Here is a 22737-nt window from a genome sequence, read left to right as displayed (position 1 = left end):
GGTGTCCTGGCGGCTACGGCTTGCAGGTGGGGGGTACGCCCGGCAGCTGGCCAGTCGTGCAGTCGGGCAGCGAATCTGAGTCTGTCGTGGCTGGCGGACTGGTTGGAGATGCCGGCGGTGCGGTTGTGGTTGGCGCCGGCATGGGGACTGCATAGATGACTGTCACCAGTGTTCCCTTGGGGACGGTTCCCGTGGGGTTGACTTGCAGCACGGTGCCTGGAGCCTCGGCACTCTGTTGGGGCAGGACCGTAACGGAGAGCCCCAACTGCTCCAGGGATGACTGGACCTGGCGGTAATCCTTGCCCAAGTACGCCGTGGAAATGATGTTGACCGTTTCAGGCGTCGGTGTCGGTGTTGGCGTAGGGGGTGGCGTGGTCCTGGTGGCGGTGGGCGACGCGGAGGTGGTTGTCGGACTGGCGCTGGTGGCAGCCGGGCTGCTGGGCGCGGAGCTGGTGGGGTTGCTCGAGGGGAACAGAATTCCCTGCTGGGTGAGGAAGAAGCCAATCAGGGCGAACAGCACCAGCAGGATCAAGGCGATAAGCGGCCAAGTCCAGGGACTCCGGCCCCGGCGTTCGGGCTCATCGGCCGGCTCGTCGTCGTACGCTTCCTCTTCGTGGACCCAGGTGCGTTCCGCGGCCAGGGCATCGGCCCGGGACAGCGTACTCGCGGCTCCAGTGCCGCCGTCGGCGGCCGCAGCGCCGCCGGCAACCCCGGCTGCCGCGCCCGCGGCACCGGCGCCGAGGACCGGCAGCGCCGATGTGGAGGCGGTGGAGCTGTCCGTTTGCCCGCTGATGATGCCAGTGGGCGCTGTGGCGACATTGACCGGGGCCGTGATCGGACCGGTGGCAGCTTCGAACAGCAGCATTCCGGGTACGGCGGCGTGCGCGGCGTTGATGTCGCCGTTGCGGATGGCCTCGGCGGCCTCCGACAGCTTGATGGCGTTGGCTGGCCGGTTCTTGGGATCCTTGGCCAGCATGGACATCAGGAGCGCGCGGACAGGCTTGGGAAGTGATTCTGGCAGGGGCGGCGGGGCATCGTTGACCTGTGCCAGGGCGATGGCGATTTGGGATTCACCGGAGAAAGGCCGGTGCCCGGTGAGGCATTCGTAGCCGATCACGCCGAGGGAGTAGATGTCCGAGACGCCGGTGGCCGTCTGGCCGGTTGCCTGCTCCGGGGCAAGGTACTGGGCCGTTCCCATCACCTGCCCCGTCTGGGTCAGCGGCACCTGGTCCGCCAGGCGGGCGATGCCGAAGTCGGTGACCTTGACCCGGCCGTCGGGGGTGATCAGCAGGTTGCCCGGCTTGATGTCGCGGTGGACCAGCCCCTGGGCGTGGGCAACGGACAGCGCCCGCGCGGTCTGCGCGATCATGGAAAGGGTCCGGTCCGGGGACAGTACCTGCTCGTGCTCGATGATGCTGCTCAGCGGCTGGCCGGGGACGAGTTCCATCACCAGGTAGGCGGAGCCCTCCTCCTCGCCGTAGTCAAAGACGTTGGCGATGCCCACGTGGTTCAGGAGCGCGGTGTGGCGGGCCTCGGCGCGGAACCTTTGGAGGAAGCCGGGGTCGCCGGTGTATTCCTCCTTGAGCACCTTGATAGCGACGATGCGGCCCAGGACCTGGTCCTTTGCCTTCCAGACCTCTCCCATGCCGCCGATCGCAATCCGCGTGGTCAGCTGGAATCTGCCGCCGAGGGTGATTCCTGTTGTAGGCCTCACTTATTCAACACCGCCTCAAAAATCTTCTTCGCGTTCGGACTGGTTAGCTGTGCGCCGGTGGTGATGTCTACGCCTTCCATGACGATCGTGACACCCACCTGCGGGTTGTTCGCGGGGGCAAAGCCCGTGAACCATGAGTTGTTCAGGCCGTTGCCCAGTTCTGCAGTACCCGTCTTGCCGGCCACCTGGACGCCGGGGACGGCGGCGCCGCGGGCAATGCCCTCGCTCACCGCACTGGTCATCCATTCAGTGATTTGGTTGGCGATCTCCGGCGTCGTGGACGTGCGGAGGGCAGTGGGCTCAGGCTCATCGAGGACGCGGAGGTCCGGTGAGCGGAGCGTCTTGACCAGGCTGGGGCTCATCTGGACGCCGTCATTGGCAATGGCTGCCGTCATCAGGGCAATTTGAAGCGGAGTGGCCCGCACATCCTTCTGGCCGATCGCGGACTGTGCCAGCCCCGGTTCGTCCAGGTCATCCGGGAAGCCCTGCACGGCGTATTCGAGCTTCAGCTGGTCTCCCAGGTTTTCACCAAAGCCGAATTTCTTCGCCTGATCCGCGATGGCATCGCGTCCCAGGTCCAGGGCGATGCTGGCGAAGGGCGTATTGCAGGACTGCTGCAGGGCGAATGCGAAGCTGGCCGTGTCCCTGGTGTAGCAGTTGCCACCGGCGTAGTTGGGGAGCTTGTACTGGATTCCGGTAAAAGGCATCTCTGCCGGGTTGGGGAGTTGGCTGTCCTTGTTGTACTTGCCCGAACTCAGGGCCGCCGCGGTGTCAACGAGCTTGAACACGGAGCCGGGGGCGAGGAGCTCCCCGGTTGGGCCGCTGACCGACTGGTTCAGGTTGATACCGGGGACCTTCACGAGCTCGTTGATGTTCGTGCTCTCGGCCGTAGGGTCCTGGGTGGCGATGAGATTGGGGTCGTAGGAGGGCTTCGACACCATGGCCAGGATGGCGCCCGTCTTGGGATTGGTCACCACGATGGAGCCGCGCTGCCCGTCCGGAATGAGATCGTAGGCGAGCTGCTGGATCTGTGGATCGATGGTGAGTTCCACCGACGCGCCCTTGGGCTGGTTGCCGAGGAACAACTGGCCTATCCGGTCCAGGAACTGCTGGTCGGAGCTGCCGGCCAGCTGGTCATTCATGGCCACTTCCAGGCCTGCGGCGCCGTAGTTCTGCGAGAAGTAGCCCGTGATGCCAGCGTAGAGCTCCGGCTGGGAGTAGGTCCGCTGGAACTTGCACGTGTCTGAACCTTCGACGGATTCGGCTATGGGGGTGCCGGCCACAATGATGGCGCCCCGGTCGTTGCAATAGTCCTGCAGGATGGCGCGCTTGTTCCATGCGTTGGCCTTGAGCTCGTCCGCGCCCAACACCTGCACGTAGCTGAGGGCGCCGAAAATCAGCGCGAACATGGCGATCGCTGCGACCCATGAGTTTCGTATGGCCTGGTTCACAGGTGCTTCACCGCCTCGGTTGGTGTGTCAATGCCCTTGAATTCCGCGCCCTTTGCAGGAGGCATCGGGGTGGTGTCCACCGGACCCCTGGCTGTGTGCGAAATCATCAACAGCAGGCCGACGATGATCCAGTTGGCGAGCAGCGACGAACCGCCGGCTGCCAGGAAGGGCGTGGTCAGGCCGGTCAGTGGAATGAGCCTCGTGACGCCCCCAATCACGACAAAGCACTGGAGTGCGATGGCAAAGGACAGTCCGCAGGCCAGGAGCTTGCCGAACGCGTCGCGGGTGCCGAGGGCGGCCCGGAAACCGCGTGTGAAGAGCAACAGGAACATCATGACGATGGCGAACAGCCCGATGAGTCCCAGTTCTTCGCCGAACGAGGCGATGATCATGTCGCTGTTGGAAAAGGGCACCAGGTTGGGCCGGCCCTGTCCGAGTCCTGTCCCCACCAGTCCGCCGTTGGCCATGCCGAACAGGCCCTCCACGATCTGGAAGCTGCCGCCGAACTGGCGGCCGTAAACCTCGTCAGTGAAGGCGTTGAGCCAGCCATCGATGCGCAGGCCCACGTGGGAGAAGACCCGGGAGGCCACAAAGCCGCCACCCAGGATGAGCGCCACGCCGATAACTACCCAGCTGATCCGGCTGGTGGCCACATAGATCATCACGATGAACAGCCCGAAGAACAGGACTGAGGAACCAAGGTCCCGCTGGAAGATCAGCACGCCGATGCTGACCAGCCAGGCCGTGATCATAGGGCCCATGTCCTTGAACCGTGGGAACTGCAGCGGACCGATCTTCCGGCCTGCCAGGAGGATGAGGTCCCTGTTGGACGAGAGATACCCGGCAAAGAATATAGCCAGGGTGATCTTGGCGACTTCACCCGGCTGGAATGTCATGGGGCCGAGCCGGATCCAGACACGGGCGCCCAGGATTTCACCGGCCGAAATGCCCGGTATCAGCGGGAGGACCAGCAGGACGGCACTGGCAGCCAGGGAAATATAGGTGAAGCGACGCAGGATCCTGTGGTCCTTGAGGAACCAGATGACCGCGATGGCCACAGCCATGGCGATCAGGGTCCAGCGGAGCTGGTTGTTGCCGGTGTCGTCGCCGGGCGCGTCCAGCCGGTGGATCATGGCGAGGCCCAGGCCGTTGAGCGCCACGACGAGCGGAAGTATTACCGGATCAGCATACTTCGCCCGGATGCGCAGGACGGCGTGGAAAGCGAGGGCCGCAAGTGCAAGCAGGCTCGACTGGAACCAGAAGTCAGTGTCAAAGGCCTTTTCCTGGTCCACGCCGACCAGCATGTTGGCCCCGATGCCTACCGCCAGGGCAAGCAGCAGCAACAGCAGTTCGATGTTCCGCCGGGGTTTGGGTGTGGAGCTTAGCTGGCTCATGGGGCCCCCTCGCAGGTGACGGTGGGACTTGGTGTGGGCGACGACGGCGTGGGGGCCGCGGCCGGATCCGATGGAGCGGGTGCAGGCGCCGCGGCCGCGTCAGTTGGTGGCGTCGCAGCCGGGGTTGTCGCTGCAGGAGACGGCGACGGTGTCACGCACTCGTTGGCCGGGGAAGTGGTGCCCGTTTGTTCCAGGTTCTTGACGATCCGCTGGGCATCGTAGAGGTCACGCGCCGGAACCGTCTGCCGGACCCGCTGCTGCGAGAACGGCGGGAGCGCGTCCATGCGGATTTCGGTCACCGTTTCAAGGCTGGAAAGCTGGATGGGGCCCAGACGCTGGGAAACGCCGTTGTAGATGGCGACCCGGGAATCATATTCTCCGATGTAGTAGCGCGTCTGTGTCCACGCGTAACCGAGCCAGAGCCCTACCGTAAGGACCACCAGGACGGAGGCCGCGATGGACCAGGTGACCCACCGGCGCGGCGCCGGCGGGAGCAGGGAATCATCCGCTTCGAGGTTCGGCTGGTCTGCCTTGTGCGTAAGGACCGTGGCGGCGCGCCGGGCCACGGTGCGGCCTGCGATGGTCGGAATGGAGCCGGACTTGGCCGCGGAGGCTGCGGCACCGACGAGTTCGTGCGGGCGGGATGCCAGCTCCTCCCTAAGGACTTCGGCGGAGAGGTGTTCGCCGAGGTGCGGGTCGGTGGAGTCGGCCGTTTCGTCCTGACCGGCCTGTTCAGAGTCGGTCTTGTTGTCGTCCGTATTGCTGTCGCCCGTTTTTTCGGCGCCAGCCTTTCCCGCGTCAGTTTTTTTCGCGGGGGGTGCCGCTGCCGCTGCCTCTGATTCGGCCGCGGGCACGGCTGCGGCAGGCTGCTGCGCGGGGGGACCAACTGACTCGCCGGACGCGACGACTGCGGTGACCGGCGAGCCCGGGATGATTTCGACCGCGGCGGTGCTGACGTCGTCGCGCGTTTCCTCCGCTATTTCGACCATCACCACGGTGACGTTGTCAGGCGAGCCGGCTTCCAGGGTCAGGTCAACAAGCGTTTCGACGCACTCCCGCAGGTCCTTCGTCTCCCGTACGGTCCGCTCCACCACGTGGCCGGCGACGTAGTTCAGACCGTCCGAGCAGAGCAGCCAGCGCTCCCCGGGCTTGACGTCCAGGGCATCGAGGTCGAGTTCCGGGCTGGCGTCAACATCGCCGAGGACGCGCATCAGGACGTTTTTGTGCGGGTGTGTTTCGGCTTCCTCCGGCCGGAGCCGGCCTTCATCGATGAGCCGCTGCACAAACGTGTGGTCGACGCTGATCTGCTCGAAGACACCGTCGCGAAGGCGGTAGGCGCGGGAGTCGCCGATATGGGCGAAGTGCAGTTTGCCTTCGGCCAACAGCAGGGCGGTGACAGTGGTGCCCATGCCCGCGAGTTTGGGATTGATATGCACCAGTTCGGACAGGAGGGAGTTGGCCGTCTGGATCTCATCTGCGAGAACGGTGCCGGCGTCGCCGTCGTAATCCCCGTGGTCCAGGTGGAGCATGTCCAGCACGGTTGCGGCGGAGGCCACATCACCGCCGGCATGCCCACCCATGCCGTCGGCAACCACTGCCAGGTGGCGGCCTACGTAGGCAGAGTCGTCATTTTTGGCGCGGATACGGCCAACATCGGAGCGCGCTGCATAGCGCATGATGAGGGGCCGCTCCGCGGGCTGGGCCTCGTCTGCGGGAAATTCCGGGGCGGCCATGGCTATGGCCTCAATTCGATGACCGTCTTGCCGATCCTCACGGGTACGCCAGGCTCAACGGGCAGGGCGCGGGTAAGTTGCTGGTCCGCCAGGTAGGTGCCGTTGGTGGAGCCCAGGTCTTCAATGAACCATCTGCTGCCCTGCGGGAAAAGCCGGGCGTGGCGGCCGGAGGCGTAATCGTCTTCGAGCACCAGGGTGGCTTCCTGGGCGCGGCCGAGCAGGATGGGGCTGGCTGCCAGTGGAATGGTGGTGCCTTTGAGGGGCCCTTCGGTGACCACGAGCTGGTGGGCCTGCTGCTTGACGGGCTGCGGCGGTGCTTCGGCCAATCCCGGATTCTTCCGGACCTGGCGTGCAGTTGGTGTTCCGGCGGCGGCCTTCCGGCCTACCATCAGGTCCCGGCGCATGGCAGACACGATACTGAAAATCAGCACCCAGAGCAGGAGCAGGAAACCGAAACGCAGTGCTGTAATGGTCAGTTCGCTCATGGGCGGCCACCGGTGTTGGCGGGAAGCAGGCGGAAGATGATCTTTGTCCGTCCCATCGTGATGGTGGAGCCGTCGGTAAGGTCGGTGCTGCCGGAGACCTTGTGCCCGTTGACATAGCTGCCGTTGGTGGAGCCCATGTCCACGGCGCTGGTAACCCCGTTCGCCGTGCGGATCTCGAGGTGGCGGCGGGAAACGCCGGTGTCGTCAACCAGGATGTCGGCCTCGGAGGACCTGCCCAGGATGATGGATGCGGCATTGAGGGAGTAGCGCTGGCCGTCGATGTCCAGGACAGGCTGCAGGCGGGTGGGCTGGCGGCTGGGGGCAGCCGGGAGATTCGGGCGGGGTGCCGCTCCTGCCGGTGATCCACTCGATTTCTCCGTGGAGGATTTGATCTCGAAGTCGCCGGCGCGCAGCTCTTCGGAGCGGCGGAATGAGATCCGCACGGAGCCCTGGAGGGTGTAGCCCTGGCTCCGGACGTGGTTGATGACCACATCACACAGTTCCTCGGCCAGCGGAGTGCCCCACTCCTGTGCCCGTTTGAAGTCGTCGTCGCTGAGCAGGACGTCGAAAACGTTGGGGGCCAGTGTCCGGCCTGCGGCGATGGTGATGGCCTTGTGGTCAACCTCGCGTCGAAGCCGGCTTGCGATCTCAACCGGCTCCACCTGCGCCCGGGAACCGGTGGAGAAGACACCGCGGACGGCCTTTTCGATGCCGCGCTCGACCTTGTCCAGCAAACCCATAGTCCTTCTCCTTTCCCCCCGGTGGCGGGGCAGTTGTCGTTCCGGAACTCGACCAGCAATACAGTTCACTGCGGATCGGCAGGCCGGCCGATGGCAGGCACTACTACATCAGATACTACTGGGCGGGCCTGTGAATGACCTTAATTCACAACGGCCGGCCCCGTCGAAAAGTTCGCGTCGGGCTGTCTGCGGGCGGTCAGGCGAGGTTCCTTTTGGCCCTCTTCGTCTCCGCTGAGAAGTGCTGCCGGCGACCGTGCGAATGGTGCTGCCGCCCTCGATTGGTGTTTTGCCGCCGGTGTCCGTTATGCTTGATCTCGCTGCTTTTACGTAGTTGCGGAACCGGGAAGCCGGCCGTGATTCATGGAAAAGAAGTTGCGCGCGAGTGGCGGAACGGCAGACGCGCTGGCTTCAGGTGCCAGTGTCCGAAAGGGCGTGGGGGTTCAAATCCCCCCTCGCGCACGCAAATGGAAAGAGCCCCGGTCTTAGGACCGGGGCTCTTTTGCGTCCAGGCAACGGCACCTGGGGCCCGCCCGTCAGGGGCTTGTTCGCAGATCCTCGCCTTGAGGGTTAGGTCCCGCGAACAAGCCTGGGATGCGAGGACCTTTTCTAGCGGGCTTCGCCTCTAAGTGGCGGGTCCGACGTCGGCCTTGACCGCCGTGACAGGACACCCTGCCTCCAGGATCACCCGCTGGGCCGTGCTGCCCAAGAACAGCTTTCCAACAGGGGAGCGCCGGCGCACGCCTATGACGATCAGCTCAACATCTTCCTCGTAGGACGCATCGATCATGATGTCCCCCGGGTCAAGGCCCTCATTGGGGCGCAGATTGGCTTTGACGCCGAGAGCCGCTGCCGCTTCTATCGCGGCTTCCATGTGCCGGTCTGCTTCCGAAGATTGTTCTGCAGTGTCCGGGCCCATGATCTCGAGCGTCGTCGCCCTGAGAGCCGCTTCATGGATGGCGGCCTGGAGTGCCGCGCGCGCTTCTCTGCTGGACCCGTAGCCAACCGCGACGCTCATGCGCCGACAGCTGTCAGGACGGATCCTGTGGCCAGGAAGGACCGAAGGTTTGCAAGGGTCAGTTCGGCCATGTCCGCCCTCGTTTCGTGCGTGCCGCTCCCCAAATGCGGCAGCAGGACGACATTGTCGAGGGCAAAGAGGTCCTCCGGGACTTTCGGCTCGTCGGCGAAGACATCAAGTCCTGCACCGGCAAGCCGCCCCTTCAGCAGGGCGGCAACGAGTGCAGCTTCATCCACCACTGAACCCCGCGCGATGTTGATGAGGTAGCCGGTGGGGCCGATCGCCTCAATAACGGCCGCGTCCACGAGCCTGACGGATTCCGGTCCGCCAGCGGCCGCAACGATCAGCACATCACAACCCGCCGCGAGTTCCGCCGGGGACGCGGCATATTCATAGCTCACTCCGGTGACCCTGTTGCGGCTGTGGTAGCTGATGATGCAGTCAAAGCCTTCAAGCCGCCGCGCAATTGCTTTGCCGATCCGGCCCAGCCCCAGAATGCCCACTCGCTTGCCGCTGGCCTTGGTGGCCAGGGGGAAGTTTCCCGTAGTGACCCAATCGCCGCGGCGCACGTACCGGTCCGCCGCGCTGGTTTTACGCAGAACATCGAGGTAAAGCGCGATCGCTGTATCGGCCACGCAGTCATTGAGGACGTCGGGGGTGTTGCTGACGGTGATGCCCCGCTCTGCGGCCTGGGAGAAATCGGTGGTGTCATAGCCGACGCCGAAATTGATCACTGCGCGAAGGTTGGGCAGTGCGCGCATCAGGTCCGTGCCAACCCCAACCTTTCCGGAAGTCACCGCCACCTCGAAAGACTCTGCGTGCCTGAGCAGGAAGTCGTCTTGACCGGACGGCGAATCGGGGAGCCGCAGCGCTCCGTAGTCGCCAACGATGGCGTCTTGGACCATGGGCATCAGGGGCCCTACCTGCAGGACAGTTGTGTTGTTCATACCTGCACCCTAGGTTTGCGGATTGATACGCGTCCAACATGCAATTGGCATTGATCGATTCCTGACGCGCATTGATTCCTCTTCTGCGGCGGAACGGCGCGGTTTTAGGAGCGGCGTGGTGGCCGTCACATCGGCCCAGGGCTCTGCGGGACAACTCTTCCCCCGTCTATAACCATTCGCCAGCCTTGTGAAGCATTTGGAGCTCAACTAGCTTGAGTCCAGCGCGGCCCCTCAGCTCCCTTGTCCAAGCCCCGGCTTGGCAGTCCAGGAGTTGCCGCCGGCCGCAAGCATCCGATCCGGAGGAATCCAATGACGTCTTCTTCAAAGCATCCCTTTCATCCCGCCCTGCTCACATGGCCGGCCCTGGCATCTGCAGGGCTTCTGGCTCTCAGCGGCTGCTCTGTGGCCAATTCCGACGGCGACCCGGGCAATGCAAGCACCGTTCGCGTGGTGCTTGGCCAGGAACCCCCGACCCTGGAAGCATGTGAGTCCAACCTGACCTCCACGGGTGTTGTGGTGCGTTCCAACGTCACCGAACCGCTCATCGAGCGAAACCCCCAGACAGGCGAACTCGAACCCAAGCTCGCCACCGAATGGGAAGCCACCTCTGACACGGAATGGACCCTGAAGCTCCGCGAAGGCGTTACGTTCCAGGACGGCAGCCCGTTCAATGCTGAAGCCGCAGCTTTCACCATCGACAGGGCGGTCAACTCCAAACTGGGCTGCAACGTTGAAGGCTACGTCTTCGGCGACGCAGACCTGGTGGTTGCAGCCGTGGATGCAACGACGCTGACGGTCACAACGCCCGAACCTGATCCGATCCTTCCGCTGCGCCTCTCGTTCCTGGAAGTAGTTCCGCCCTCAACAAGCACCACCGAGAAAGTCCGCGAACCAATCGGCACCGGACCTTACAAAATCGAGAAGTGGGACGCGGGCCAAAAGATCTCCCTGGCCAGCTGGGACGGCTACTGGGGAGACAAGCCGGCATACGCCAAAGCCGAATACCAGTGGCGCTCCGAAAGCTCCGTGCGGGCTGCCATGGTCACCAGCGGGGAGGCCGACGTGGCGATGGGCCTGAGCCCGGACGACAACATGGGCGACCTTGGCATCGACTACCCGAACAATGAAACTGTGGCGCTGCGGCTCGATGCCAACGAGGCTCCGTTGAACGACATCCGGGTCCGGCAGGCCATCAACTTTGCCATCGACAAGGAGGGAATCGTCAACTCCCTCTACCAGGGTAAGCACCAGGTGGCTGCCCAGTTGGTCCCGGAAGGCATTGTGGGGCATAACCCTGAGCTGAAGGGCTGGGCCTTCGACCTGGATAAGGCCAAAGAGCTGGTTTCCCAGGCCAAGGCAGACGGCGTGGATACATCTGCCCAGATCTCCCTCGTGGTCCGCAGCGCACAGTTCCCCAAGATCACCGAGTTGGCACAGGTCCTGCAGGAGCAGCTGAGTCAGGCCGGCCTAAACGTCAAGCTGAAGATGCTTGAAACAAGCCAGCACCTGACGTACCAGGTCCGGCCCTTCGCAGCAGACGAAGGCGCGGTTGCGCTGATGACCCAGCACGGCAACCAGGCCGGCGATGCAGCCTTCACGGTGGACCAGTACATGCTGTCCACCGGCGCCCAAAGTTACTTCGGCACTCCCGAGTTTGACGCCATGATCAAGAAGGCCGACGCGGCATCGGGTGACGCTCGGAAGAAGGACTTCGAGGAGATCTTCGCCTACCAGAACGACAAGGTTGTCCAGTTCGCCCACATCTCCCACCAGACCGGGATCATCGGCAAGGCCAAATCCGTGAACTACACGCCGAACTCCTCAAGCGGCGACGAACTGCGCGTTTCGGAAATGACCCCGGCCAGCTAGCCCGGACCTCCGGAGAAGAAGGACACCCATGCTGATCTACTTGAGAAAGCGGATTCTCTCCAGCGCACTTCCGTTGGTGGTGGTAATCGTCGGTGTATTTGCACTGGCCAGGATGACGGGAAACCCCGCCAGCCTGTACCTGCCGCTGAACGCAACCCAGCAGATGAGGGACGAGTTCACCGCACGCAACGGTTTCGACCAACCGCTGCTGGTGCAGATGGCCGACTACTTTGGCGGTGTGCTCCGCCTGGACTTCGGACAGTCCCTGCGCACCGGACAGGATGCAGCAGCCATGGCGTTGCGCGCGTTCCCTGCCACCTTGCAGCTCGCCGCCACCACCATGGTTCTGGCCGTCCTGCTGGCGCTGGTAGTGGGATGCTGGGCAGCGCTCAAGCCGAACGGCATCGCGGACCGCATCTCAAGTTTTGTCTCGATGGCGGCCGCTTCGATCCCCGACTTCTGGCTGGCGATCGTGGGCATCTGGGTCTTCGCCATTAGCCTGGGCTGGCTTCCGACATCAGGTGTGTCGGGAGCCAGCGCCTGGGTACTGCCCATTGCGACGTTGCTGTTGCGGCCTTTCGGGGTGCTGGTCCAAATAGTCCGTGGTTCCATGGTGTCCGCATTGTCGGAGCCGTACATCAAGCTGGCCCGCAGCCGCGGGGCAGGCGAGCTGCGGGTGGTGACGCATCACGCGCTCCGGAACGCCGCTGCCCCGGCCCTCACCGTGGCTGGCGATCTGACTGTTGGCCTGGTCAACGGCGCCGTTGTGGTGGAGACCATCTTCGGCTGGCCCGGGATCGGAAAGCTGATGATCGATTCCATCCTGCAGCGCGACTTCGCCGTCCTACAGGCAGCGGTGCTGCTCACCGCCGTCGCAATTTTCGCCCTGAATATCCTCATCGATATGGGCTACGCGCTGTTGGACGCGCGCGTGCGTCCTGTCACGGCAAGGGCATAGGAGTAGCCATGAACAGTCCATTGACTGAACCAGCAGCAAATCAGCTGGCATCAGCAGATCACCCCGGCACCGGAAAGAACAACGACAAGCGGGAAGGAAAGCTCAGTCTCTTTCGTCTCCTGCTGAAGGACCGCTTTGCCACCGTATCCGCGGTTCTCCTGGTCCTGATCGGCCTGACCGCCCTGATTGGCCCGGCACTGATGGGTGATCTGGCCACAAAACAGAACCTGCTATTCGCGAACAAGGCTCCTTTTAGCTTCGCCTACGGCTGGGAGTACGTCCTGGGCAGCGATTCGCTGGGCCGGAGCATGCTGGCCCGGTTGGTTGTGGCCAGCCGTACCACGTTCTCCGTGGCCCTGCCGGCCGTGGCGGTGGCCCTTGTGATTGGCTCTTTGTGGGGGGTCTGGGCGGGCTATCACCGCGGTTGGCGCGAGAACGTGTCCATGCGGATCGCCGATGTCATTATGAGCTTCCCCTCCTTGCTGCTCGCCGTTGTTGTCCTTTACGTCTTCAGCCCCAGTGCCGGCAACATCGTGCTGATCCTGGCCCTCACCCGCATCCCTATTTATCTCCGCACCGCGCGAGCCGAGTCTGCGGAACTGCAGAGCAGGACATTCGTGGACGCGGCCCGGACCTTTGGCGCCAGGCCCAACGCAATCATTGGCCGGCACGTCATCCCCGTCGTGTTGCCGACTCTGCTGACGCTGGCCACCCTTGAGTTCTGCTACGTCATGCTTGCTGAATCGTCCCTGAGTTTCCTGGGCATCGGCATCCAACCGCCTGACGTGAGTTGGGGGCTTATGGTGTCGCAGGGACGGCAATACCTGCAGACCGCCTGGTGGCTATCAATCTTTCCCGGCGTCGCCATCGTTGTTACCACCATCGCCGCCAACGTCCTGGCTGCCTGGCTGCGGATAGCGACTGATCCGGCCCAGCGCTGGCGGCTGTCCCTGCCACGCAAGCGGATGATTGCCCGCATTCCAGTCAAGGAGGCAAAGCCGTGAAAACAGCTGCAGAACAAGCTCCCGCCCCACGCTCCGGCACCGCAGGCATTCCGCCTGGACCGGCAAGGGCCCATGACGTTGTCCTCCAGGTCAAGGACCTGGCCGTGGATATCCGCACCCACCGGGGCACCGTGCGCGCGGTCAACAGCGTCGCCTTCGAGGCCCGTGCAGGCGAAACCCTCGCACTGCTCGGTGAATCGGGCTGCGGGAAGTCCATGACAGCCAAGGCCCTGGCCGGAATCATGGACCCCGTCTGTGACCTGGCTGAGGGACAGATCATCCTGAATGGAACGGACCTCGCCGTGCTGACGCCCAAGGAGCGGTTGAAGTTTGCCGGACCCGAATTGGGCATCGTCTTCCAGGACGCACTCACAGCCCTGAACCCCGTCTACACCGTGGGCACCCAGCTGGGGGAGGCTTTCCGGATCCACCGCCGCCTCAACGCAAAGCAGGCCAAGGCTGAGGCCATCGACCTGATGAAGCGTGTGGGAATTCCGGAGCCGGAATCCAGGATCAATTCGTATCCCCACCAGTTTTCCGGGGGGATGCGGCAGCGCATCCTGATCGCCATGGCTGTGGCACTTAATCCGCGGCTCCTGATCGCCGATGAACCCACTACCGCCCTGGACGTGACAGTCCAGGCGCAGATCATGCAGCTGCTCCGCAAACTCCGTGAGGAGGGCCAGATGGCGGTGGTCCTGATCACCCATGACCTGGCCGTGGTGGCGGAGGAAGCCGATTCAGTGGCGGTGATGTATGCGGGCAATGTGGTGGAGAGCGGTCCCGTCTCCGAAGTTTTCTCCGATCCCCGCCACCCTTACACCAAAGGCCTGCTGGAGTCGGTTCCTGCGCATTTGGAACGCGGAGCCCAGCTGAAGTCCATCGCGGGCAGCCCGCCGGAACTTCACGACATCCCTTCCGGTTGCGTCTACCAGTCCCGCTGCCCGCTGGTGCAGGACATTTGCCGGGCGGAGCGTCCCGCGCTGCGTCCCGTGGGCCCTCCTGTGGCCCAGTCTGACATCCAGCCCGAAACCCAGCCGCGGCCGGCACGCGCCGCAGCCTGCCACTTCAGCGAGGAGTTGAACAATGTCTGAGCCCCTGCTGAAAATCAACGGCCTGTCCAAGACGTTCCACGTAGCCAAGAGCGCCAGCGGCAACACCCAGCTCAGGGCGCTGGACGGAATCAGCCTGACCGTGGGCAGCGGAGAGACCCTGGGACTCGTGGGTGAGTCAGGTTGTGGAAAATCCACCCTGGCCAGGACCCTGATGATGCTTGAGACGCCGGACGAAGGGACTGTGAGCTTTGAAGGCACCAATCCCTTCGGACTCCGCGGGAAGGAACTGCTGAACTGGCGGCGACGCGTCCAGATGGTGTTCCAGGACCCCTTTGCCTCCTTGAACGCCCGAATGAGCGCCGGCGACATCGTGTCCGAGCCGTGGGCCACCCACCGGAGCCTCTACCCCTCATCGAAGGAACGCGAGGCCAGGGTTCGCGAATTGCTCCACATGGTGGGACTTCGTCCCTCAGACGCCCGCAAATCGCCGCAGGAGTTCTCCGGCGGCCAGCGGCAGCGTCTTGGCATTGCCCGTGCCCTGGCCCTGAACCCTGATGTCATCATCCTCGACGAACCGGTCTCCGCCCTGGACCTCTCCGTGCAGGCGCAGGTCCTGAACCTGCTCAACGACCTGCAAAAGGAGCTGGGGGTGTCCTACATCTTTATCTCCCATGACCTGACGGTGGTCAGGCACGTGGCGGACAGGGTGGCAGTCATGTATCTGGGAAGGATCATCGAGACGGGAGCCACGGAAGAGGTCTTTGACCACCCCCGGCACCCCTATACCGCGGCCCTGATGTCGGCGTCCCCGAAGCTGGACGTCAGCGGGGTGAAGCGGGACAGGATTGTCCTGAAGGGGGAGCTGCCCTCTCCGCTGGATCCGCCGTCGGGCTGCCGCTTCCGTACCCGGTGCTGGAAGGCGCAGGACATCTGCGCCAAAGAGGCACCTGAACCGCAGGTGCTGGCAGCGGCAGACGGCACACGGCACGTGGCCGAATGCCACTTTCCACTGGACGGCATCAAGGGTCTGGCAGGCGCCGCGGCTTCGGCCAGGTGACGGGCGCTGAGTATGCCGTCATGGCAGGCGTGATCTTCCTGGCGGCGTGCCTGCAGGCCTCGACCGGTTTCGGCATGGGCATGCTGGCTGCCCCGGTGATCGCCATGGTGGATCCGGAGCTGCTGCCAGCGACGCTGATTCTCCTTGCGCTGCTGGTCACCATCCTCGTGACGGTACGGGAGCGCCAAAGCCTGGACCTGCGGGGCACAGGATGGGCGCTGGTGGGCCGGGTCCCCGGGAGCATCGTGGGGGCTTTCCTGGTGGTGGCGCTGTCCAAGGAGGGTCTGGCCTGGGCCGTTGCCATAGTGGTCTTTACGGGCCTGGTGCTGGCTGTCCGGGGCTGGGCGCCGAAACCGGTTAGGGTAAACCTGATCGCCGCGGGGGCGGCCTCGGGGATCATGGGCACGGCCACGTCCATCGGCGGGCCGCCCATGGCACTGATCTGGCAGGGGCACCACGGACCGCAGCTTCGGGGCACCATGAGCGCGTTCTTTATGGTCGGCTCCTCGATTTCCATGGTGTCGCTGGGGCTCGCAGGTGCCGTCACGTCCGAGATGCTGACGCTCGCGCTGTGGATGGTGCCCGCCGTTGTGGCTGGCTATGCGGCGTCGAGGATGGTGAACCGCTTCCTCAACGCCGCACGCCTGAAGCTGTTGGCGCTCGGCGCCTCGGCGTTGGGAAGCGCCCTGCTGGTCTTCCAACTCACGATGGCGGCAATGGCGTCCTGACCGTCCTGTGCACCACATTAACCAGCTCCAGGCCCTGGGAGAGCCGCCGGATATTGGCCGCGATATCGTCAGCCCGGCGCTCGAAGGTGATGCGGGCATGTCCCGAATGGTGCGGCGTCAGCACGGTGTTGTCCAGCGATGCGAAAGGAAGCGCAGCGGGCGGAATAACGCCGTCGGCCGGTGACCCCCACCAGACGTCGATCCCGGCACCGGCGATCCGCCGGTCTTTGAGGGCGGAAAACAGCGCAGCCTGATCCACCACCGGGCCTCGGGCCACGTTAATAAGGAGCGCCGACTGCTTCATGGCAGCGAATTCAGCAGCCCCTATGAGGCCCTTTGTCGAGGAATCCAGCGGAACGGTGACTACAACAACGTCGGACGCTGCCAAGAGTAGGGGTAGCTCGTCGTTCCCGCCCACCCAGTCGAGTTTGATGCCGTTGGGAAGGGGAGCGGAGGGGTTCCGGCGGACAGCACGGACTTTCATTCCCAGCTGCCCGGCCATGCGTGCCACCTCTGTTCCGATTGAACCGAATCCCACCAGCCCCATCGTCAGGTCGCCAAGCGAGGGATGGAAGGGCACACCACCGTCCGTGGCGATGGTCCGCCACTGCCCGAGCCTGACGGATTGGTCGGCGGCGATGACGTTCCGGGAGAGAATCAGGGTGACCATCAGGACGTGTTCGGCGATGGGACGCGCATGGTGGAACGTGTTGGCGACTGCGGCCGCCGGCGCCACCTCCGGGAACGATATTTTGTCGTAGCCGGCACCGGTGACGTGCACCAGCCGGAGCTGGCCGGCGGCGGCCGCCTGCACGGGGTTGAGGGAAGAGCAGACGACGACGTCGGCACCCGCAAGCGCCTCCAACTGGCGTTCAGGAGTCCAACCCGCTGCCATGTCCCAATGGTGGGCGCCGCCGTCGTGCTTCAAGCGGTTCTCGAAACGGCTGATAATGGGGTCGGTGACCACGATCCTTAGTGGCTCCTGGTGGGAATCTGAACGGCGGCGCGAAGCCGTGGAGGCCCTCACCAGCGCGGGCTCTGTAGTTCATAGGAGGGGTGCAGGCGTTTCATGTACCCCGTGTCATCCCGGCTCCTCAGTCCACAGTCGAGGTACTGGCGGTGGAGGCGCGCCAGGGCGTCACGGTCCAGTTCGATCCCCAGCCCAGGACCGGTGGGGACTTTGACGGCGCCGCCTTCGAAATTGAACAGTCCCGGGACGATGACGTCTTCTGCCGGGTCCTTCCACGGCCAGTGTGTGTCGCAGGCGTAGTCGAGATTGGGTGTGGCGGCTGCGAGGTGGACCATGGCAGACAGGCTGATGCCCAAATGGGAATTGGAGTGCATGGACAGGCCCAGGCCAAAGGTTTCGGTGATGCCCGCCAGGAACTGGGTACGGCGCAGGCCGCCCCAGAAGTGGTGGTCCGAGAGAATGACGTCGACGGCGCCGGCGGCCACAGCGGGGGCAACGTCGGCAAAGCTGACCACGCACATGTTGGTGGCCAGCGGCATCCGTACCTCACGGCGGACGGCTGCCATTCCCTCGATGCCGGGCGTCGGGTCCTCCAGGTACTCCAGGACGCCGTCCAGGTCCTTACCCACTCGGATGGAGGTATCCACGCTCCAGGCGGCATTGGGGTCGATGCGCAGCGGCATACCAGGGAATTCCGTGGAAAGGGCTTTGATGGCCGCCACCTCTTCCTCAGGAGGGAACACCCCTGCCTTGAGCTTGAGTGCCGCGAAGCCGTATTGGTCCACCATCTTCCGCGCCTGTCGGACAATCCCTGCCGGGTCCAGGGCAGCGCCCCAGGCGTCATCCTGGTGGCCGGGGTGGCCGGCCCACTTGTAGAACAGATAGCCGCTGAACTGCACGGAGTCCCTGACGGCGCCGCCGAGAAGGTCACTCACAGGACGGCCCAGGAGCCTTCCCTGGATGTCCAGGGCGGCGACGTCGAACGCGGAAAGGACCCGGTCAGTGGTGCTGGATCCGATGACCATCCCGCTCATGCCGTGGCCACCCTGGATGGTGTCCTGCTGCAGGGAGATGGCTATCCGGCTGCGCAGCTCGTTGATGTTGAAGACATCCGCACCGGGCAGTGCGCGCGCCGCCAGCTCAAGCCGCGCGATGTGGCCGGCGTCGCCGTAAGTTTCGCCCAACCCGGTGACACCGGAGTCTGTGTGCACCTCGACGATGGCGCGCAGGGCGAACGGTTCATGAACACCCACGGTGTTCAGCAGCGGCGGGTCCTTGAAAGCAACCGGCGTGATGCTAACGTCCGTAATTCTGACCTGGTTGAGATGGTGTGCCGGGTGGTAGGCCTGGTTCACGTCGCTGGGCTCCTTGGTGTGGCGCGGGTGAGGTTGTTTCCCCTTCCCCTTTCACCGACCATAATGGGAGCAATTGATCCAAGTCCAAGCTAATTATTGCACTTAACAATCCAGTAAAGGTATGAATGTTTTCCTTACCCCAGCTTGAGGCCTTTGTTGCCGTCGCCGAGGAACTGCACTTTGGTGCGGCGGCGGTGAGGCTCAACATGACGCAGCCTCCGCTCAGCCGGCAGATCCAGATGCTCGAGAAAAAGCTCGGGACGCAGCTCTTTGGCCGCACCAGCAGGAAGGTGGAGTTGACCGCCGCCGGCGCCACCCTGCTGCCACGGGCACGGCAAATCCTGGACATGTGCATCAAGACGGATTTGGATGTCCGGCGGGTCTCCTCCGGCGAAGCGGGCGCCATCACCGTGGGCTACACCGCCATCGCCGGCCAGAGCGCACTGCCTTTGATGTTGCGCCACGCCGCAGAGAGCATGCCCGGCGTCTCCTTTGTGCTGCGGGAACTGGTGTCCACTGACCAGATGGATGGCTTGGTTAAGGGCAGCGTCGATATCGGCCTACTGCGGCCCATCGTGGCCCGGCCCGGGGTGGTGTCACGGCCACTTATGAAGGACCGCCTGGTGGTGGCGCTGCCGGAAGGCAGCTCCCTTCTGGGCAACATGGCGGCACCGCAGGGAGCCCCGCTCCCGCTCGGATCCCTGGACAGGCTGCCCCTGCTCATGTATTCCACCAAGGAGGCGCGGTACTTCCACGACCTGGTGCTCCGCCTGTTCGCCAGCGCCGGGGCGCACGCGAACATCACCCAGTACGCCAGCCAGGTACCCGCCCTGCTGGCCTTCGTCCAGGCCGGCTTGGGCGTTACCCTCGTTCCCGCCTCAGCCATGGCTTTTGCCCCCGCAGGAGTGGAGTTCCACGAGATCGACGGGCGGCACGGCATCCAGGAACTGAACCGGGTTGACCTTGAACTGGCATGGAATGAGGAGACGGCCAACCCTGCCGTGCTCAGGCTGCTTGACCTGATCGAATCTCCCTGAGGCCCACCCAGCCCAAATTTTTGTCCACATATGGCGACTTCCGAGGCCGCCAAGTCGCCAGACGTGGACAAAAACTCCAGGGAAGGGGTGGGCGGCCCCGGCTATTGGCGTGAGGCGCGCAGCCGGCGTCGGGAGTTTGCCAGGTGGCTGCGCATCGCGGCAGCTGCGGCGGTTTCATCACCATCCGCAATGGCTGCAGCGATGGACCGGTGTTCGTGGATCACCTGGTCGAAGTGGTCGCGGGCGTAGTGCTCGACGCCGGTCATGAGCCGGGTGCGCGGCATCGCGATCATGGTCTGGCCCAGGGCGGCCACGCAGTCCGAGTAGAACGGGTTCCCGGAGGCGGCCGCAATGGCGCGGTGGAACTCAAAATCGAACTTCATGGCATGGCCGGGGTGGTCTGGGCTGGCGGTGAACTGCTCCAGCGCTGCATTGACGGCCCGGAGCTGGCGTTCTGTGTGGTTCCGGGCGGCCAGTGCTGCAGCCTCGGCCTCCACCCCCATCCGGAATTCCAGCAGGTGGAGGCGGTCCTCAATGCTGGCAACCGGCCGGCCGCCCGGTACTGGCAGGGGGCCGTTGTCGGGCGGGGTCAGCGCGAAGCTGCCCCGCCCTCGTTCGGTTTCCACGAGCCCTTCAGCCTGGAGGCGGGTCAGGGCCGAGCGCACTACTGTGCGGCTGACGCCAAATTCGCCCATCAGCGCGTTCTCGCTCGGGAGCTTCTCCCCGGGCTGGATCACGCCGTCCACAATGCGGTTGCGAAGGTCGGCGGCGAGGTCCGCGGTCAGGTTCCGGCTCATGCGTTCAAGGTTACGCGCCGAACTCCACGGACTCGGTGGTCCAGGCGCGCGCCTGGTCACTCAGGGTCACGCCGAGGCCCGGGCGGTCCGGAACGATCATGCGGCCGTTCTTGGTTTCGAGGCGTTCGTTGAACAGCGGATCGAGCCAGTCGAAGTGCTCCACCCATGGCTCCCGCGGGTAGGCGGCTGCGAGGTGCAGGTGGATCTCCATCGCAAAGTGAGGGGCCAGACCCAGCCCGCGCTCGTCGGCAAGGGCGGCAAGGCGCAGGAACTGGGTGATGCCGCCGACGCGAGGTGCATCAGGTTGGATGATGTCGCAGCCGTTGGCGCTGATCAGGCCCTTGTGCTCGGCAACGGACGCCAGCATCTCACCGGTGGCGATGGGCGTATCCAGCACATTGGCCAGATGGGCGTGGCCCTCAAAGTCGTAAGCATCCAGCGGCTCCTCGATCCAGATGAGGTTGAACTCCTCCAGCTGGCGGCCCATCCGCAGTGCGGTGGCGCGGTCCCACTGCTGGTTGGCGTCCACCATCAGCGGGACGTCCCAGCCGATGTGCTCACGGATGCCGGCGACCCGGCGCAGGTCTTCTTTGCTGTCGGGCAGGCCCACTTTGATCTTGATGCCGCCGATTCCCTCGTCCAGGAGGACGGTTGCCCTGGCTTTGACCTCTTCCAGGGAGGCGTTGAGGAATCCACCGGAGGTGTTATAGGTCTGCACGGAATCGCGGTAGGAGCCAAGGAATTTGGCCAGGGGAAGTCCGGCACGCTTGGCTTTGAGGTCATAGAGGGCAATGTCGATGGCAGCCAATGCCTGCGTGGCAACGCCGGAGCGGCCCACCGAGGCGCCGGCCCAGAGGAGCTTGGTGTAGAGCTTGCCGATGTCATTGGGGTCCTCGCCGACAATTCCTTCGGCGACCTCCTTGGCGTGGGCGTACTGGGCGGGGCCACCGGCGCGCTTGGAGTAACTGAAGCCGACGCCGCTGTGGCCCTGCTCCGTGGTGATTTCGGCAAAGAGGAAGACCACCTCGGTCATGGGCTTCTGGCGACCGGTGAACACCTTGGCGTCACTGATGGGAACGGCGAGCGGAAGTCTCGCAGTGGAAAGTCTTACGTGGCGGATGAGGTCTACGGTGCTCATGGTGCTCCTCGAAAGCAGGCTGTCCGGGCTGCATTGCCCTCCTGCTTAGAGTACAAGTATAAGACTTGTGATACAAGTCTTTAGATAAGGCTGCACCGCTTTTCGCTGTCCTACCGAGCCTGGGGAGTGGCCTACTTTTGGTGGTGGTTTCGTTGGGGTTTTGGTGGGGGTCGATGTGGGGTGGCGGGATGAACCAGGGCACACCTTTGTTGACTTGGATTTGCCATTGTCCTTGTGGATGAGGTGGTCGTGATGGGTGCACAGGAGGGCGCCGTTGTCGGTGCTGGTTGTTCCGCCGTGTGACCAGTAGGTGACGTGGCAACCCGGAACACCGGACAAGCGGGCGGCGGGCAGGCAGGCAGCTAGACAAGCCAGGCGACAACCAGGAGCGCGCCGATGCTCAACACCGTGGTGCACAGGATGACGTCCCGGGCCACGCTCATTCCGCGGCAGTAAGGGGAGGCAAAGAGAAAGACATTCTGGGCAGTGGGCAGCGCTGCCATGATCACGCTGGCGAGGAGGTGCTGCCCGTCCAGTCCGAAAACGAAGCGGCCCAAGGCCCATACAACGAGCGGCATCCCGGCAGTCTTGAGGAACGTGGCCACGAGGGTTTCCACCCGGCCGTCGCCCTTCTGCAGCGGTGCACGGCCCGCGAGGGAGAGGCCGAAGGCCAGCAGCACCATGGGCACGGCACCTCCGGCCAGCATGTCGATGGGCTTTTGCAGAAGGTCCGGTGCGGTCCAGCCCGTGAGGGCGACGACGACCCCCAGCCCCGACGCGATGATCATGGGACTGGCCAACGGCTGGAGCAGCACCTTTTTCCACGAGACTTTGGAGCCTGACGCCAGGCCAAGGACGGTGAGGTAGAACGGCGCCAGCACCAGGAGCTGGACCAGCAGCACGGGTGCCACGTGCTGCGCCGTCCCCACCGCGTAGAGGGACACCGGGATGCCGATGTTGTTGGCGTTGACGTAGCTGCTGGCCATGGCCCCGACGGCTGTCTCAGCCACCGGACGCCGGAAGAACAGGAAACTCGCCAGGCAATAGAGAAGCCCCACTATCGCTGCCGAGAGCAGCGCGAGCGGGGCATCGGTTCCCAGGGCGGCGCGGATGTCGCTTCCGGCCACGACCGTAAACAGCAGCGCCGGGTTGGTGATGTGGAAGGCCGTCCGGGTCAGGGCGCCCTGGACTTCCGGCCCCAGGATCCGCAGCCGGGCGGCGAAATAGCCCACGGCAATGACAGCGCAGACGATCAGTATTCCGGAGACAACGCCGCCCAAAGTGCGCCCT

The 22737-nt window shown here is 64.3% G+C and carries 20 protein-coding genes, 1 tRNA gene and 1 pseudogene; 8 read left to right on the top strand and 14 right to left on the bottom strand.

The window, feature by feature from the left end; all coding sequences use genetic code 11:
- Positions 1-13: 13 nt before the first annotated feature.
- Genes AU175_RS10865 through AU175_RS10840 form a run of 6 tightly spaced genes read right to left on the bottom strand, consistent with a single transcriptional unit; the run spans position 14 to position 7517 of the window.
- Positions 14-1714, bottom strand: a complete 1701-nt coding sequence (locus tag AU175_RS10865; RefSeq protein WP_066288524.1) for a protein kinase domain-containing protein — start codon at positions 1712-1714, stop codon at positions 14-16.
- Positions 1711-3165: a peptidoglycan D,D-transpeptidase FtsI family protein gene (locus tag AU175_RS10860; protein ID WP_066288521.1), complete on the bottom strand. Its 1455-nt coding sequence runs from the start codon at positions 3163-3165 to the stop codon at positions 1711-1713. The genes AU175_RS10865 and AU175_RS10860 overlap by 4 nt, the downstream gene beginning before the upstream one ends.
- Positions 3162-4559, bottom strand: coding sequence for an FtsW/RodA/SpoVE family cell cycle protein (locus AU175_RS10855; protein WP_066288518.1), 1398 nt, complete (start codon positions 4557-4559; stop codon positions 3162-3164). The genes AU175_RS10860 and AU175_RS10855 overlap by 4 nt, the downstream gene beginning before the upstream one ends.
- Positions 4556-6292 (bottom strand): PP2C family protein-serine/threonine phosphatase, encoded by a 1737-nt coding sequence (locus AU175_RS10850; protein ID WP_066288516.1) that lies wholly within the window; start codon positions 6290-6292, stop codon positions 4556-4558. The genes AU175_RS10855 and AU175_RS10850 overlap by 4 nt, the downstream gene beginning before the upstream one ends.
- A 2-nt stretch (positions 6293-6294) precedes the next feature.
- Complete coding sequence (locus AU175_RS10845; protein ID WP_066288513.1) at positions 6295-6777, bottom strand: FHA domain-containing protein FhaB/FipA; 483 nt, start codon at positions 6775-6777, stop codon at positions 6295-6297.
- On the bottom strand, positions 6774-7517 hold the full coding sequence (locus AU175_RS10840; RefSeq protein WP_066288511.1) for an FhaA domain-containing protein: 744 nt from the start codon (positions 7515-7517) through the stop codon (positions 6774-6776). Before AU175_RS10840 ends, AU175_RS10845 begins: the two co-directional genes overlap by 4 nt.
- Positions 7518-7893: 376 nt before the next feature.
- On the opposite strand from AU175_RS10840, the gene AU175_RS10835 reads away from it, so the two are divergent.
- Positions 7894-7976: transfer RNA gene (locus tag AU175_RS10835), tRNA-Leu, on the top strand.
- Between the two features lie 163 nt (positions 7977-8139).
- Here AU175_RS10835 and AU175_RS10830 read toward each other — a convergent pair.
- Together AU175_RS10830 and AU175_RS10825 are read right to left on the bottom strand one after the other, a co-directional pair.
- The gene (locus AU175_RS10830) at positions 8140-8532 is read right to left on the bottom strand and encodes a universal stress protein (protein ID WP_066288506.1); all 393 of its coding nucleotides are present in this window, start codon (positions 8530-8532) and stop codon (positions 8140-8142) included.
- Positions 8529-9479 (bottom strand): 2-hydroxyacid dehydrogenase, encoded by a 951-nt coding sequence (locus AU175_RS10825; protein WP_066288505.1) that lies wholly within the window; start codon positions 9477-9479, stop codon positions 8529-8531. Before AU175_RS10825 ends, AU175_RS10830 begins: the two co-directional genes overlap by 4 nt.
- Positions 9480-9788: 309 nt before the next feature.
- Here AU175_RS10825 and AU175_RS10820 point away from each other — a divergent pair, with 309 nt between their 5' ends.
- Genes AU175_RS10820 through AU175_RS10795 form a run of 6 tightly spaced genes read left to right on the top strand, consistent with a single transcriptional unit; the run spans position 9789 to position 16150 of the window.
- A complete protein-coding gene (locus AU175_RS10820; protein ID WP_066288504.1) occupies positions 9789-11348 on the top strand; it encodes an ABC transporter substrate-binding protein in 1560 nt (519 codons plus the stop codon).
- A gap of 28 nt (positions 11349-11376) precedes the next feature.
- Positions 11377-12306, top strand: a complete 930-nt coding sequence (locus AU175_RS10815; protein WP_066288499.1) for an ABC transporter permease — start codon at positions 11377-11379, stop codon at positions 12304-12306.
- Between the two features lie 8 nt (positions 12307-12314).
- Positions 12315-13310 (top strand): ABC transporter permease, encoded by a 996-nt coding sequence (locus AU175_RS10810; protein WP_082979115.1) that lies wholly within the window; start codon positions 12315-12317, stop codon positions 13308-13310.
- Positions 13307-14404 carry an ABC transporter ATP-binding protein gene (locus AU175_RS10805; RefSeq protein ID WP_082979114.1) on the top strand — a complete coding sequence of 366 codons (1098 nt, stop codon included), beginning with the start codon at positions 13307-13309 and terminating at the stop codon, positions 14402-14404. Before AU175_RS10810 ends, AU175_RS10805 begins: the two co-directional genes overlap by 4 nt.
- Complete coding sequence (locus AU175_RS10800; RefSeq protein WP_066288496.1) at positions 14397-15422, top strand: ABC transporter ATP-binding protein; 1026 nt, start codon at positions 14397-14399, stop codon at positions 15420-15422. Before AU175_RS10805 ends, AU175_RS10800 begins: the two co-directional genes overlap by 8 nt.
- A gap of 20 nt (positions 15423-15442) precedes the next feature.
- Complete coding sequence (locus AU175_RS10795; RefSeq protein ID WP_231938525.1) at positions 15443-16150, top strand: sulfite exporter TauE/SafE family protein; 708 nt, start codon at positions 15443-15445, stop codon at positions 16148-16150.
- Here AU175_RS10795 and AU175_RS10790 read toward each other — a convergent pair.
- Positions 16125-17117, bottom strand: a complete 993-nt coding sequence (locus tag AU175_RS10790; RefSeq protein WP_231938524.1) for a 2-hydroxyacid dehydrogenase — start codon at positions 17115-17117, stop codon at positions 16125-16127. The genes AU175_RS10795 and AU175_RS10790 overlap by 26 nt on opposite strands.
- Positions 17118-17173: 56 nt before the next feature.
- Positions 17174-18475, bottom strand: a complete 1302-nt coding sequence (locus AU175_RS10785; protein ID WP_066288483.1) for a glucarate dehydratase family protein — start codon at positions 18473-18475, stop codon at positions 17174-17176.
- A gap of 125 nt (positions 18476-18600) precedes the next feature.
- On the opposite strand from AU175_RS10785, the gene AU175_RS10780 reads away from it, so the two are divergent.
- Positions 18601-19512, top strand: coding sequence for a LysR family transcriptional regulator (locus AU175_RS10780; protein ID WP_066288481.1), 912 nt, complete (start codon positions 18601-18603; stop codon positions 19510-19512).
- A 101-nt stretch (positions 19513-19613) separates the two neighbouring features.
- Here AU175_RS10780 and AU175_RS10775 read toward each other — a convergent pair whose 3' ends face one another.
- The 4 genes and pseudogenes from AU175_RS10775 to AU175_RS10765 form a co-directional block, all read right to left on the bottom strand.
- On the bottom strand, positions 19614-20309 hold the full coding sequence (locus tag AU175_RS10775; RefSeq protein ID WP_066288478.1) for a FadR/GntR family transcriptional regulator: 696 nt from the start codon (positions 20307-20309) through the stop codon (positions 19614-19616).
- A 10-nt stretch (positions 20310-20319) separates the two neighbouring features.
- Positions 20320-21447, bottom strand: a complete 1128-nt coding sequence (locus AU175_RS10770) for an L-talarate/galactarate dehydratase (RefSeq protein WP_066288475.1) — start codon at positions 21445-21447, stop codon at positions 20320-20322.
- 131 nt (positions 21448-21578) lie between these two features.
- Positions 21579-21765: pseudogene (locus AU175_RS22790) on the bottom strand (HNH endonuclease signature motif containing protein); the annotation flags it as partial.
- 44 nt (positions 21766-21809) lie between these two features.
- A complete protein-coding gene (locus AU175_RS10765) occupies positions 21810-22727 on the bottom strand; it encodes an AEC family transporter (protein ID WP_066288471.1) in 918 nt (305 codons plus the stop codon).
- Positions 22728-22737: the final 10 nt, after the last annotated feature.

The sequence above is a fragment of the Arthrobacter sp. B6 genome (assembly GCF_001663775.1).
Lineage (GTDB): Bacteria > Actinomycetota > Actinomycetes > Actinomycetales > Micrococcaceae > Arthrobacter.
The sequence above is the reverse complement of the archived record's forward strand: the minus strand, read 5'-3'. Positions and strand labels throughout refer to the sequence as shown.